Origin of the sequence: Spiribacter onubensis, assembly GCF_040838425.1 — a bacterium.
GTDB classification, from domain to species: domain Bacteria; phylum Pseudomonadota; class Gammaproteobacteria; order Nitrococcales; family Nitrococcaceae; genus Spiribacter; species Spiribacter onubensis.
Map to the genome: position 1 here is coordinate 157,762 of NZ_JBAKFI010000002.1, position 12,940 is coordinate 170,701.

Genomic DNA, 12,940 nt, shown 5'->3' on the forward strand with positions numbered 1-12,940 from the left:
GGGCGCCCGTGAAGCTCGCCTCGTGGAATGTCAATTCCCTCAACGTGCGCCTGCCGCAGGTGCTGGAATGGCTTGAGACTGCACAGCCGGATGTCCTCGGGCTGCAGGAGACCAAGCTCATCGACGAGAAATTCCCCACCGAGGCCATTCGGGAAGTCGGCTATGAGGTCGCCTTCTCCGGCCAGAAGACCTACAACGGCGTCGCGGTCCTGGCCCGGGCGCCGCTCGAGGAGATCGCCCTCGACATACCGGGTTTCGAGGATCCGCAGCGTCGCGTCCTTGCAGCCACCATTGACGGACTGCGTTTCATCAACCTGTATGTCCCCAACGGCAAGGCGGTGGGAACGGACAAGTACGATTACAAACTGGCCTGGCTCGCCCATCTGCGGGACTGGCTGCGCGATGAGGTGGATCGCCACGAACGTGTCGCCGTGGTGGGTGACTTCAACATTGCGCCCGCCGATGCCGATGTCCACGACCCGGCCGAGTGGCAGGAGCAGATCCTGTGTTCCACGCCGGAGCGCGACGCCCTCGCCGCCATCCTCGAGCTCGGTTTCACGGACACCTTCCGGCGCTTTGACCACCCCGAAGGCACCTTCTCGTGGTGGGATTACCGGATGAACAACTTCAAACGCAACCGCGGCCTCCGCATCGACCTGATCCTGACCAGCCCGGCGCTGACCGCGGCACTGGAACAAAGCGTCGTGGATGCCGCGCCACGAGGCTGGGAAAGGCCATCCGACCACGCCCCCGTCATCGCCGAGTTCCGCGCCGTCTGAACGCCGGCGCGTCCATCAGGAGCCCTCATGCAATACCGCGATCTGCGCGATTTCATTGACCAGCTCGAGGCCCGTGGCGAGCTGAAACGGGTGTCGACCGAGATCGATCCGGACCTCGAGATGACGGAGATCTGTGACCGAATCCTGCGCCGGGGCGGCCCGGCCATCCTGTTCGAAAATCCCAAGGGGCACTCAATGCCGGTGCTCGGCAACCTGTTCGGCACCCCCGAGCGAGTGGCACTGGGCATGGGCGCCGAGAGTGTCGATGCACTGCGGGAAATCGGCGAGCTGCTGGCCTTCCTGAAGTCGCCGGAACCGCCCAAGGGCATGCGCGAGGCGTGGCAGAACCTGCCGGTATTCCGCAAGGTGCTCGATATGGCGCCCAAGGTCCGGCGCAGCGCACCCTGCCAGAAAAACGTCATCGAGGGCGACGATGTCGATCTCGGCCGGCTACCCATCCAGACCTGCTGGCCCGGGGATGCGGGGCCCCTGATCACCTGGGCGCTGGTCATCACCCGCGGCCCCGGACAGAAGCGCCAGAACCTCGGGATCTACCGCCAGCAGGTCATCGGCCGCAACCGGGTGATCATGCGCTGGCTCTCCCACCGAGGCGGCGCGCTGGACTTTCGTGACTGGCAGCGGGCCCATCCCGGCGAGCCATTCCCGATCACCGTTGCCCTCGGGGCCGACCCGGCCACCCTGCTCGGCGCCGTGACACCGGTCCCGGACAGCCTCTCCGAGTACGCATTCGCCGGCCTGCTCCGCGGCAGTCGCACGGAACTGGTCAACTGCATCGGCTCCGACCTGCAGGTGCCGGCATCCGCGGAGATCGTGCTCGAGGGCCATATCCACCCTGATGACATGGCACCCGAGGGCCCCTTCGGCGATCACACCGGCTATTACAACGAGGTGGACGACTTCCCCGTTTTCACCGTCGACCGGATCACCCATCGCGACGATCCGATCTACCACAGCACCTATACGGGCCGGCCGCCGGACGAGCCCGCGGTACTGGGTGTGGCACTGAACGAAGTGTTCGTTCCGATTCTCCAGCGCCAGTTCCCGGAGATCGTCGATTTCTATCTGCCGCCGGAGGGCTGCAGCTACCGTATGGCCGTGGTCACCATGCGCAAGCAGTATCCCGGGCATGCCAAGCGCGTCATGATGGGGGTCTGGTCATTCCTGCGGCAGTTCATGTACACGAAGTTCATCATCGTCACCGACGATGATGTGAACGCGAGGCGTTGGGAAGATGTCATTTGGGCGATGACCACGCGCATGGACCCTGCCCGGGACACGGTGATGGTGGAGAACACGCCGATCGACTACCTCGATTTCGCTTCGCCGGTCTCGGGGCTGGGCTCGAAGATGGGCCTGGATGCGACCAGCAAGTGGCCGGGCGAAACCAACCGCGAATGGGGCCGGGCGATTCAGATGGACCCGGCGGTCAGCGAGCGTGTGGACCAACTCTGGCCCGATCTGGGCATTGATGGAGACAGCCGATGACGCACCGCATCCGCATCGCCGACAGTGATCATGCCTTTGATGCCGAAGAGGGCGAGAGCGTGATCGACGCCGCCCTCCGGGCAGGACTCATGCTGCCCTACAGCTGCCGCAGCGGAACCTGCGGAACCTGCATGGGTGATGTCGTCGAGGGCAGCATCGCTTACCCGGACGGACTGCCCCCGGCGATCGACAGCCAACAGGACAGTGCCGGCAAGGCGCTTTTCTGCCAGGCCCGCCCCGCCAGCGATCTGGTCATCCGCGTCGCTGAAGTCCGCGACGCGGGCGATATCCGACCCCGGCGACTCCCGGCGCGGGTAGAGCATATCGAGGAATGTGCACCGGATGTGCGACGCCTTTTCCTCAAGCTGCCACGCGACAAGCGCCTGCCATTCCTCGCGGGACAGTACATCGACTTCCTGCTGCGCGGCGACCAGCGGCGGAGTTTTTCCCTGGCGAACGCGCCCCATGATGACGAACGCCTCGAACTTCACATCCGGCATCTGCCGGGCGGGGTATTCTCCGGCCATGTATTCAACGACATGCGCGAGGGGGCACTGCTGCGTTTCGAGGGGCCACTGGGCAATTTCTTCCTGCGCGAAGACAGTGACCGGCCCATGATCCTGATGGGTGGAGGGACCGGATTCGCACCCATCAAGGGCATTATCGAGCATGCCCTCTACATCGGTGTGGATCGGCCAATGCATATCTACTGGGGAGCCCGTGCCCGACAGGACCTCTATCTTGACCATCTGCCCCGGGAGTGGGCGGAGCAGCATCCGCATATCACCTACACGCCGGTTCTCTCCGAACCGGCCGAGTCCGATGGCTGGACGGGCGCCACAGGATTCGTGCATCGGCAGGTGGTCGAGGATCATCCCGGTCTCGGTGGTTTCGATGTCTACATGAGCGGACCACCACCGATGATCAACGCGGCCCGTCAGGCCTTCACCGATGCCGGTCTGCCGGCGGATCGGCTGTATTATGATTCCTTCGAGGCAGCACCGGAGTAGGCGCCATACGGGTGGCCCGGCAAGCGGAGTAACGCTCATGAACCTGTCCAGAACCATCGCCATGCTGCTGCTCGCCCTGCTGCTGGCGGGCTGCGCCAGCAGCGGCAACCAGGCCGCCAATGATCCCCTCGAGGGATTCAACCGGGGCGTCTACGCGTTCAACGACGAGCTCGACAACTACGTCATCGGGCCGGCGAGCCGGGGCTGGACCCGCGTGACATCACCGGATGTCCGAAACAGCGTCAGCAACTTCTTCCATAACCTCGAATCGCCGGGCTATATCCTCAACGACTTACTGCAGGGCAAGCCGGCGGATGCCGGCAGAGAGACCCTGCGCTTCGTGGTCAACAGCACGGTCGGGATTCTCGGCTTCTTCGACCCGGCATCATCCTGGCTGGGCATTGAAGGCCGGCCCGAGGACTTCGGCCAGACCCTTGGCACATGGGGCGTCGACTCGGGCCCCTACCTCGTTCTGCCGCTTTTCGGGCCATCCAGCCCCCGCGATGCAACCAGCTACCCGGTGGCCTACTACACCAATGTGCTGACCTACGTGGCGATCGATACACTGACATTCGGTACACTCACGGCCGTCAACATCGTCAACAGCCGGGCTGAACTGGAGGGCGCGGCGCGCTTCCGGGACGATGCCGCGATCGATCCTTACGTGTTCACGCGCTCAGCCTATCGCCAGTACCGCCGCAACGCCCTGTACGATGGCAATCCGCCGATGTCGGATGATCCCTACTCGGATTTCCTCGAGGACATGGACGCCGACCCGGATATCTAGTGCGGATGCGCCGGCGGATCGTCGGCGTCCTGCTCGGCAAGCCGCTCCAGGCGCTGCCTGAGAGGACTACGGCGGGGGAAATGCGCTCGCAGGAAGGCCATCTGGTCCGCCAGTATCCGCCGTCCCTGCAGATAGACGTATTCAGCGTGGGTCGGCGCGAAAGGCACCGCGAGGAGTTGCATCCCGGCCTGCTCGGGGGTGCGGTCGCCCTTCAGATTGTTGCAGCGCTTGCAGGCGGTCACCACATTGGTCCAGGCATCAACCCCGCCGCGGCTGATGGGCTTGATGTGATCCCTCGACAACTCCCTGACCCGCCGGCTCTCCCCGCAGTAGAGGCAGATATGATCATCCCGCCGGAACAGCGTGGCGTTGTTCAGCGGCGGCCGGTAGCCGGGATTGCCCTTGAGCGAGGCCTGCATGGCACCAGCGGTGGCGATGATGGAGTTCACCTCGATCACGCTGCGGCGGCCGGTGCGGGCACTGTAGCCACCCCGGATCCGGTACAGCCGCCGACCGCAGGCATACGACACCTGGCCCAGGTGGTAGAGCCGGACCGCGTCCTGATAGGTGATCCACTCCAGTGGCATCCCCGATACATCGGTCCGCAGGATATGATGCTGCAGCGTTATCACGCCGTTAGCCCTCGTATCACGCGCCGGGTTCGCGCACAGATCGATCAATTCGGATCATCCAGAGGTTCAGCCTGATGTGCAAGCATGACAGGATAATGACGGTGCTGTAGTGGATGACCCGACACCGGCAAGGGTGTTTCACTGTCGCTTTGTTGTAGAATCGCCGGTCCGCCGGTCGAAACAGACCGCCCAAGGACAGGAGAAAACCCGATGAGCATCACCATCGCCGTACCCAAGGAAACGGCCAACGGAGAGCGCCGGGTCGCCATCGTGCCCAGCGTGCTCAAGCAGCTCGACAAGCTGGGCGCCGAGGTTCGCATTCAGCGGGGCGCAGGCGAGTCCGCCGGATTCACCGACGACCTCTATGAGGGGGTCAGCTGGGCCGACGGCACAGATGATCTCTATAAGGGAGCAGACATCGTACTGCGCGTCCAGCCACCCAGTGTGGAAGAGGCGGGCAAGCTACCGGAAGGTTCGCTGCTGCTGGGTTTCATGACGCCGCATGAAGGCGACAGCCGCATTCGCAACCTCAACAAGCGCAAGGTCACGAGTTTCGCGCTGGAACTGGTGCCGCGCATCACCCGTGCGCAGTCCATCGACGCACTCTCTTCCCAGGCCAATATCGCCGGGTACAAGTGCTCTCTCATGGCAGCGCACCTCTCGCCCAAGCTCTTTCCCATGCTCACCACCGCGGCCGGCACGGTCCGGCCCGCGCGCGTCGTGGTGATCGGCGCGGGTGTGGCGGGTCTGCAGGCGATCGCAACCGCCAAGCGCCTGGGTGCCATCGTGGAGGCCTACGATGTCCGCTCCGCCACCAAGGAGCAGGTGGAGTCACTGGGCGGCAAGTTCATCGACACCGGCGTCAGCGCCGAGGGTGAGGGTGGATATGCCCGAGAGCTGACGGAAGACGAGAAGGCTCAGCAGGCAGAGGTCCTCGCCCAGCACATCGCACAGGCGGATGCCGTGGTCACCACCGCCTCGATTCCGGGGCGACCGGCACCGAAGATCATCGACCGGTCGACGGTAGAGCGCATGAAGGCGGGATCCGTGATCGTCGACATGGCCGCGGAGACCGGTGGCAACTGCGAGTTGACCGAGGCCGGCAAGGAAATCACCCATCAGGGCGTCACCATCGCCGGACCGCGGAACATCCCCAGCATGGCCGCCACGCATGCCAGCGAAATGTACGCACGCAACCTCTGTAATCTGCTGGCCCTGATCATCAAGGACGGCGAAATCCAGCTCGACTGGGACGACCAGGTGGTCGCGGACAGTTGTCTGACCCATGACGGCGAGATCCGGCATGCGCCCACCCGCGAGCGCATGGAAGGAGACAAGTAATGGCGATCGAAGGCTTTGTCGCAATCTACATCTTCATGCTGGCGGGCTTCGCCGGCTTCGAGGTCATCAGTCGTGTGCCGGTCATCCTGCATACCCCGCTGATGTCGGGCTCCAACTTCGTCCACGGCATCGTGGTGGTCGGCGCGATGGTGGTGCTGGGCCACGCCGAGACCGTCGCTGAACAGGTGGTCGGCTTCATCGCGGTCGTACTTGCCGCCGGCAACGCGGTGGGTGGCTACGTGGTCACCGAACGCATGCTGGAGATGTTCAAGAGCAAGGATGAGCAGAAGAAGGGGGCGCAGGAATGAATTTCATCGTCCAGCTGAGTTACCTCCTCGCCGCGATTCTGTTCATCGTCGGCCTCAAGGCGATGAGCTCGCCGAAGACGGCGCGCAAGGGCATCATCTGGGCGGGCGTCGGCATGGTGCTCGCCACCCTGGTGACGTTCCTGCATCCGGCGGTCCATGGCGTGACCAACTACGTGCTCATCGTCATCGGCATCGCCGTGGCCGGCGTGCTGGCCTGGTGGTCGGGACGCCGTGTCGCCATGACCGAAATGCCCCAGATGGTGGCCCTCTACAATGGCATGGGTGGTGGTGCCGCCGCGGCGATCGCGGGCGTGGAGATGCTGCGGGCACTGCGCACCCTGCCGGGTGATCTGCAGAATCAGGCTCAGGCACTGGCCGCTGATGCAGGCATCAGCGTCAACGCCGCCACAGCTGCCCTGCGCGCCGATGGCGCCGGCAGCGCCGGCGTGGCGGGCGCCCTCGGCACCGACGTGGCGATCCTCGCCATCCTCGGTGCACTGATCGGCACCGTGGCCTTCTCCGGCTCCCTGGTCGCCTGGGCCAAGCTCGATGGCCGCATGAAGCGTAATCGCCTGGTACCGGCGCAGCAGCTGGTCAATATCGTCGTCTTCGCGCTGGCGATCATCTTCGGGATCATGACCTTCTTCACGGACAGCCTGGCGGTCGTGGCGATCTTCTTCGCGCTCGGCCTGCTCTTCGGCGTGTTCGTGGCAGTCCCCATCGGCGGTGCCGACATGCCGGTCATCATCTCGCTGTTCAATGCGCTGACCGGCCTGGCGGTGGCATTTGAGGGCTACGCCATCGGCAACCCGGCCATGATCATCGCCGGCACCGTGGTGGGCGCCGCGGGCACGCTGCTCACCCAGCTCATGGCCAAGGCCATGAACCGGCCGATCACCAACGTGCTGTTCGCCGGCTGGGGTGCCGAGGAAGGCGCCACCAGCGAAGGGCCGGAAGGCGAGATGAAGGATGTCTCGGCCGAAGACGCCGGCATCATGATGGCCTATGCCGAGCGGGTCATCATCGTCCCGGGTTACGGGATGGCCGTGGCCCAGGCCCAGCACAAGATCTGGGAACTGGTCGAGCTGCTCCAGGACCGCGGCGTGGAGGTCAAGTTCGCCATCCACCCGGTGGCAGGCCGAATGCCCGGGCACATGAACGTGCTCCTGGCCGAGGCGGGCGTTCCCTACGACATGATCTTCGATATGGAAGACATCAACGAGGAGTTCGCCACCACTGATGTCGCCGTGGTCATCGGCGCCAACGATGTAGTCAATCCGGCCGCCCGCGACGATCCCTCCAGCCCGATCTACGGCATGCCCATCCTCAACGTGGACGAGGCCGAGAACGTGCTGATCATCAAGCGTGGCCGGGGCACCGGATTTTCCGGCGTCGAAAATGCGCTGTTCTTCGGCGAGAACACGCGGATGGTCTTCGGTGACGGCCAGAAGGTTGCCGGTGGCATGGTCCAGGCCGTCAAGGGCCTGTAAGGACAGCAGGAGCAATCATGACGGATGCGGAAACGCAGGAAACCCTGGAACAGCTCACGGTGGACGCCGATGGGCTGTACCAGGAGGAAAACTTCACCGATCGACGCGTGGGCAGCATTCAGCGGCTCACGCCGGTGACCCGCGACGGGCAACCGGACGACAGCCGGCCGGTGCTCTACCTCGGTAACACCCAGGTCATGACGCCGGTCGGCGGCCTGCCGCTCAACTTCGAGCTTGATGCCGGCAGTCTGGAGGAGGCCGTGGCGGCTTTCCCGGCGGCGGCGCAGGCGGCCCTTGAGCAGACCATGGAGCAGCTCAAGGAAATGCAGCGCGAGCAGGCCTCCCGCATCATGACGCCGGACCAGATGGGCGGCGGCATGGGTGGTATGGGTGGCGGCGGCGCGCCCGGGGGCGGTGCGCCGGGCGGCGGCATCCAGCTGCGCTAGTCCAGCAACGGCCCGGCGTCTTCGCCGGCCATTGCGTCGAGGAGGAGCTGCAGGGCTTCCTCCTCGTCCTCACTCCAGTGTTCGATGAAACGGGCCAGATAAAGCCTGGCCACGCTTTCAGCCGGACGCATCCGCCCAGCGTCGTCCGACGTCCACATCAACCCGGTCATTCCGCCCAGGACATCGGTCACGAGGAGTTGCTGCTGCAACCGCTCGGTCTCGATCTCCTGGGCGAGAAGTGCCCGCCGGACGCCCGCTGCTTCCTCTTCGATACCATCTGATGCGGCCTGGCGGAGCGCTCGTCGCGCCCTGCGCAAAGGCTCGATGACCCGCCATTGCCAGTCCTCTGCCCTGGCCAGAACCCGTTCCATGGCCCGGGCATCTGCCACCGGATAGCCCAGAGCGGCCAGCCCCATCAGCGCAAGGAGGGCGCTGACGCCAACACCGTGGCGATCCTGCAACCCGATGCAGGCCGCCGCCACGCCCTCTCGCGAGTAAGTGCCGAGTGTCAGCGCCCAGACTTGGGCAGCGGTTTCTTCTTTTTCCGTCGACATAGGCTCAATCCTAGCAGTCATGATGACCGGGCTTGCGCCGGATCGGCAGGCGACGAACAATCGACGCCATGACCAGAACCATCCGTGTCGCCGTGCCGGGCCCTTTTACCGAGCCCCTCGATTACCTCGTCCCATCCAGACTCCCCCTGCCCCGGCGCGGGGTCCGGGTCCGTGTCCCGCTGGGCCGACGCGAACTGGTCGGCATGGTGACCGCCGCGCCGTCCGGCAGCAATCTCGCAGCCGATCGATTACGCCCGATCACCGCGGTGCTCGACGACGAGCCGCTGCTCGATGAGGAGACCTCCAGCCTGATCGAATGGGCGGCGCACTACTATCATCACCCGGTAGGTGAGGCCTACCTGACGGCATTACCGGCCCGTCTGCGACAGGGCCAGGCAGCGGCGCCCGCCATCGCGACCGTCTGGACAATCACCGCCGAGGGCCGGGAGACAGCGCCGGAATCCCTGGCACGTCAGGCCCCGCGACAGGCGGTGCTACTGGAAGCCCTGCAGGCAGAGGAGCATCTATCGCCAGCGCGGCTTGCCGGTTTTGATGGCGATCCCCGCGGCGCGCTGCAGCGCCTCGTCGAACGCGGTCTGGCCTCGCTCACGCCGGTACCGGACTATGGGTTGATCATCGGCCGCGGCGAGGAATCGAACCTCGCGCTCAACGATGAACAGATCGCGGCGGCCCGGGCCATTCAGCCCGGTGAGGGTCATGAGGTCGTCCTGGTCGACGGGGTCACCGGCAGCGGCAAGACCGAGATCTACCTGGATGCCATTGCCCGATCCCTGGCACAGGGCCTTCAGACCCTGGTCATCGTGCCCGAAATCGGGCTCACGCCGCAGTTGGTCCGCCGCTTCCAGCGCCGACTGCCGGGTCGCATTGCCGTGCTGCATTCCGGCCTCGGCGACGGTGAACGCCTCAACGCATGGCTCGCCGCCCGGACCGGGGAGGCGGATGTCGTCATCGGCACCCGGTCGGCCGCCTTCGTCCCGCTGAGGCGGCCGGGGCTGATCGTCATCGACGAGGAACACGACGCCTCGCTCAAGCAACAGGAGGGGTTTCGCTACTCGGCCCGGGATCTGGCCGTACTGCGGGCTCACCGCCTGGATATCCCCGTGGTGCTGGGTTCCGCCACGCCCTCGCTGGAGAGCCTCGAGAACGTCCGCCGGGGACGCTATACCCGTTACCGACTGTGCCAGCGCGCCGGCGATGCACGCCCGCCGGTCATCCAGCTGCTGGACATGCGCGGCCAACCGACTCGGGACGGCCTCTCGCAACCGCTCATCGATCAGATCCGCCGACATCTGGAGGGGGGTGGGCAGGCGCTTTTGTTTCTCAACCGACGCGGATTCTCCCCCACGCTGATCTGCCATGAATGCGGATGGCTAGCGGAGTGCGACCGCTGCGATGCTCGATACACCTATCACCGCGGACGCGGGCGGCTGCATTGCCATCACTGCGACCGGGAACGCTCCCTCCCCCATCATTGCCCGAGCTGCGGCAGCGTAGACCTGCGGCCACTGGGCCTTGGCACCGAGCGCATTGAAACCGCCCTCCAGGCCGCCTTTCCCGAGACGCCGCCCGTGCGCATCGACCGGGACAGCACCCGTCGCCGGGGCAGTTTCGAGCGCCAGATGGAGGCGGCCAGACGCGGTGACACCCGGCTGCTTCTGGGAACACAAATGCTGGCGAAGGGCCACCATCTGCCGGCAGTGACACTGGTCGCCATCATCGATGCCGACCAGGGGCTCTTCGGCGCCGACTTCCGCGCGCCGGAGCGCCTCGCGCAGCTGGTGGTGCAGGTCGCCGGCCGGGCGGGCCGCGCCGAACGGTCGGGCGAAGTCGCAATCCAGACGCATCACCCCGAGCATCCGCTGCTGCAGATGCTCATCCACGGCGGCTACCCCGCATTTGCCGAGGCTGCGCTGGCTGAGCGCGAGGCCGCAGGTCTGCCGCCGGCACGGGCCATGGCCCTGCTGCGCGCCGAGGCACCGTCCCGGGAAGCGCCGCAAGCCTTTCTGAAAGCCGCGCTGGCAGGAGCACCGCGTGACCCGCGGGTGGAACGGCTCGGCCCCTACCCGGCGCCAATGGAACGCCGTGCGGGACGCTATCGCGCCCAGGTCATGCTTCAGTCCGACCTGCGTGCGCCGCTGCAGCACCTGCTGACGCAGTGGCTGCCCCGACTCGGCAGGCTTCCCGAGGCCAGGCGCGTGCGCTGGTCCATCGATGTCGATCCGGCCGAGACGCTGTAGCGCTTGAACCCCGACAGAGAGGCCGGATAATGGGCGCTCTTTGCCAGCCGGATATCGAACCCCATCATGAAAGAAGAACTGGCCGATCTGTTGCGTCAGGCACTCCAATCCCTTGCCGACAGTGAGTCACTCAGCCTGCCCGAAGCGGTGGATATCCAGCTTGAGCGGGGCCGTGGCAGCGACCATGGGGATTACGCCAGCAATCTGGCCATGCGTCTTGCCAAACCGGCGGGCAAACCGCCACGGGAACTCGCAACCGCACTGGTCGAGAGACTGCCTGTCCACCCGCATGTCGATCGCGCCGAGGTCGCCGGCCCGGGGTTCATCAATTTCTTCCTCACCCGGGACGCCGCCAATGCGGTGATCGAGCGCATCCATCGCGAGGGGGACGCCTTCGGCCGATGCCATCACGGCGCAGGCGAGCGCGTGATCATTGAATTCGTCTCGGCCAACCCCACCGGGCCGCTCCATGTCGGCCATGGCCGCGGCGCCGCGTTCGGCGGAGCCCTGGGCAACGTCCTCGAGGCGGCCGGCTACGATGTGCACCGCGAGTATTACGTCAATGATGCCGGCCGTCAGATTCATATCCTCGCGGTCAGCGTCCTGATCCGTTACCTGGAACATCGTGGCGAGTCGATCGCGTTCCCGGCCAACGGCTATCGTGGTGACTACATCCATGCCATCGCACGCGACCTCGAGGCCGAGGCGGGAGAGCGCTACCGCATCACCGCCTCAGAGCTGACCGATGGTCTGCCTGCGGATGCCCATGCCGGCGGGGACAAGGAACGCTACATCGATGCGCTGACCGACCGGGCCCGGACGCTGCTGGGTACGACCCGCTACCGGGAGATCGTCGACGCCTCGGTCGAGGCGATCCGGCACGATATCGAGGAAGATCTGGCCGCCTTCGGCGTCCGCTATGACCGCTGGTTCAGCGAGCGTGGTCTGGTGGAAGCCGGTGCCGTAGAGCGTGCCCTGCAACGTCTGGAATCGGCCGGAACGCTATACGAAATGGATGGCGCCCGATGGTTCCGTTCCACCGACTACGGCGATGACAAGGATCGGGTAGTGCGGCGGGCGGACGGCCAGACCACCTACTTTGCTTCGGACATCGCCTATCATCTGGACAAGTTCGAGCGTGGCTTCGGGCGCGCCATTGATGTCTTCGGAGCTGATCACCACGGATATATGGCCCGCGTCCGCGCCAGCCTGGCCGCCTTCGGCCATGACACCGATCGCCTTGAGTTCCGGCTCGTGCAGTTCGCGATCCTCTACCGTGGCCATGAGCGACTGTCGATGTCGACCCGGTCGGGAGAGTTCGTCACACTGCGCGAACTCCGCGAGGAAGTCGGTAACGACGCGGCGCGTTTTTTCTATGTGATGCGCCGACCCGAGCAGCATCTGGACTTCGACCTCGAGCTGGCCAAGTCGCAGTCCAACGACAACCCGGTCTACTACATCCAGTATGCCCATGCGCGGGTCTGCAGCGTCCTGAGACAGATGAACGAGCGCGGCATCGAGCATGACCTGGATAGAGGCCTCGGCGCCATTGACCGGCTCACCGAGGATCATGAACAGTCCCTGCTCCAGACGCTGGGACGATACCCGGAGGTGATCGAGGGCGCGGCCATCAGCCACGAGCCGCATCAGATCGCCCAATATCTGAGGGAGCTCGCCGGCGGGTTTCATACCTACTACAACGCCCATACCTTTCTGGTTGATGATGGAGCGCTGCGCGACGCGCGGCTGGCCCTGGTCCGGGCAACGCGTCAGGTCATCCGCAACGGGCTGGCCCTGCTGGGCGTATCGGCGCCGGAGCGGATGTAGCC

At 65.4% G+C, this 12,940-nt stretch carries 12 protein-coding genes; 10 read left to right on the forward strand and 2 right to left on the reverse strand.

Annotated features, from left to right (window positions below; translation table 11 throughout):
* Nucleotides 1–8: 8 nt before the first annotated feature.
* The 4 genes from xth to V6X63_RS04190 are packed head-to-tail and all read left to right on the forward strand — an operon-like array spanning nucleotide 9 to nucleotide 4,082.
* Entirely contained in the window at nucleotides 9–779 is a 771-nt protein-coding gene (gene xth / locus V6X63_RS04175; RefSeq protein ID WP_367978196.1) for an exodeoxyribonuclease III, read from the forward strand.
* A gap of 27 nt (nucleotides 780–806) precedes the next feature.
* Nucleotides 807–2,285 (forward strand): 4-hydroxy-3-polyprenylbenzoate decarboxylase, encoded by a 1,479-nt coding sequence (ubiD, locus tag V6X63_RS04180; protein ID WP_367978197.1) that lies wholly within the window; start codon nucleotides 807–809, stop codon nucleotides 2,283–2,285.
* Nucleotides 2,282–3,295 carry a CDP-6-deoxy-delta-3,4-glucoseen reductase gene (locus tag V6X63_RS04185; RefSeq protein WP_367978198.1) on the forward strand — a complete coding sequence of 338 codons (1,014 nt, stop codon included), beginning with the start codon at nucleotides 2,282–2,284 and terminating at the stop codon, nucleotides 3,293–3,295. Before ubiD ends, V6X63_RS04185 begins: the two co-directional genes overlap by 4 nt.
* Before the next feature lie 37 nt (nucleotides 3,296–3,332).
* A complete protein-coding gene (locus V6X63_RS04190; protein WP_367978199.1) occupies nucleotides 3,333–4,082 on the forward strand; it encodes an MlaA family lipoprotein in 750 nt (249 codons plus the stop codon).
* Here the strand turns inward: V6X63_RS04190 and V6X63_RS04195 are convergent.
* Nucleotides 4,079–4,669 (reverse strand): HNH endonuclease, encoded by a 591-nt coding sequence (locus V6X63_RS04195; protein ID WP_408022302.1) that lies wholly within the window; start codon nucleotides 4,667–4,669, stop codon nucleotides 4,079–4,081. The genes V6X63_RS04190 and V6X63_RS04195 overlap by 4 nt on opposite strands.
* 255 nt (nucleotides 4,670–4,924) lie before the next feature.
* On the opposite strand from V6X63_RS04195, the gene V6X63_RS04200 reads away from it, so the two are divergent.
* Genes V6X63_RS04200 through V6X63_RS04215 form a run of 4 tightly spaced genes read left to right on the forward strand, consistent with a single transcriptional unit; the run spans nucleotide 4,925 to nucleotide 8,299 of the window.
* Nucleotides 4,925–6,055 (forward strand): Re/Si-specific NAD(P)(+) transhydrogenase subunit alpha, encoded by a 1,131-nt coding sequence (locus V6X63_RS04200; RefSeq protein WP_367967342.1) that lies wholly within the window; start codon nucleotides 4,925–4,927, stop codon nucleotides 6,053–6,055.
* The gene (locus tag V6X63_RS04205) at nucleotides 6,055–6,363 is read left to right on the forward strand and encodes an NAD(P) transhydrogenase subunit alpha (RefSeq protein ID WP_367967343.1); all 309 of its coding nucleotides are present in this window, start codon (nucleotides 6,055–6,057) and stop codon (nucleotides 6,361–6,363) included. The genes V6X63_RS04200 and V6X63_RS04205 overlap by 1 nt, the downstream gene beginning before the upstream one ends.
* Nucleotides 6,360–7,853, forward strand: a complete 1,494-nt coding sequence (locus V6X63_RS04210) for an NAD(P)(+) transhydrogenase (Re/Si-specific) subunit beta (protein ID WP_367978201.1) — start codon at nucleotides 6,360–6,362, stop codon at nucleotides 7,851–7,853. Before V6X63_RS04205 ends, V6X63_RS04210 begins: the two co-directional genes overlap by 4 nt.
* A gap of 17 nt (nucleotides 7,854–7,870) precedes the next feature.
* On the forward strand, nucleotides 7,871–8,299 hold the full coding sequence (locus tag V6X63_RS04215) for a hypothetical protein (protein ID WP_367967345.1): 429 nt from the start codon (nucleotides 7,871–7,873) through the stop codon (nucleotides 8,297–8,299).
* On the opposite strand, the gene V6X63_RS04220 is transcribed toward V6X63_RS04215, so the two are convergent.
* Nucleotides 8,296–8,853, reverse strand: a complete 558-nt coding sequence (locus tag V6X63_RS04220) for a TIGR02444 family protein (protein ID WP_367978202.1) — start codon at nucleotides 8,851–8,853, stop codon at nucleotides 8,296–8,298. The two genes, V6X63_RS04215 and V6X63_RS04220, sit on opposite strands and share 4 nt — an antisense overlap.
* A gap of 68 nt (nucleotides 8,854–8,921) precedes the next feature.
* Between V6X63_RS04220 and V6X63_RS04225 the strand changes: the two genes are divergently transcribed.
* Nucleotides 8,922–11,111, forward strand: coding sequence for a primosomal protein N' (locus tag V6X63_RS04225; protein ID WP_367978203.1), 2,190 nt, complete (start codon nucleotides 8,922–8,924; stop codon nucleotides 11,109–11,111).
* 66 nt (nucleotides 11,112–11,177) lie between these two features.
* Nucleotides 11,178–12,938: an arginine--tRNA ligase gene (argS, locus tag V6X63_RS04230; RefSeq protein WP_367978204.1), complete on the forward strand. Its 1,761-nt coding sequence runs from the start codon at nucleotides 11,178–11,180 to the stop codon at nucleotides 12,936–12,938.
* Nucleotides 12,939–12,940 lie beyond the last annotated feature (2 nt).

Excerpts from the sequence above, each read along its gene's own strand:
- V6X63_RS04200 (WP_367967342.1), top strand. The coding sequence starts at position 4,925 with ATGAGCATCACCATCGCCGTACCCAAGGAAACGGCCAACGGAGAGCGC.
- V6X63_RS04195 (WP_408022302.1), bottom strand. The coding sequence starts at position 4,669 with ATGCCACTGGAGTGGATCACCTATCAGGACGCGGTCCGGCTCTACCAC.
- V6X63_RS04185 (WP_367978198.1), top strand. The coding sequence starts at position 2,282 with ATGACGCACCGCATCCGCATCGCCGACAGTGATCATGCCTTTGATGCC.
- V6X63_RS04225 (WP_367978203.1), top strand. The coding sequence starts at position 8,922 with ATGACCAGAACCATCCGTGTCGCCGTGCCGGGCCCTTTTACCGAGCCC.
- ubiD (WP_367978197.1), top strand. The coding sequence starts at position 807 with ATGCAATACCGCGATCTGCGCGATTTCATTGACCAGCTCGAGGCCCGT.
- V6X63_RS04215 (WP_367967345.1), top strand. The coding sequence starts at position 7,871 with ATGACGGATGCGGAAACGCAGGAAACCCTGGAACAGCTCACGGTGGAC.
- V6X63_RS04190 (WP_367978199.1), top strand. The coding sequence starts at position 3,333 with ATGAACCTGTCCAGAACCATCGCCATGCTGCTGCTCGCCCTGCTGCTG.
- V6X63_RS04205 (WP_367967343.1), top strand. The coding sequence starts at position 6,055 with ATGGCGATCGAAGGCTTTGTCGCAATCTACATCTTCATGCTGGCGGGC.
- argS (WP_367978204.1), top strand. The coding sequence starts at position 11,178 with ATGAAAGAAGAACTGGCCGATCTGTTGCGTCAGGCACTCCAATCCCTT.
- V6X63_RS04210 (WP_367978201.1), top strand. The coding sequence starts at position 6,360 with ATGAATTTCATCGTCCAGCTGAGTTACCTCCTCGCCGCGATTCTGTTC.
- V6X63_RS04220 (WP_367978202.1), bottom strand. The coding sequence starts at position 8,853 with ATGTCGACGGAAAAAGAAGAAACCGCTGCCCAAGTCTGGGCGCTGACA.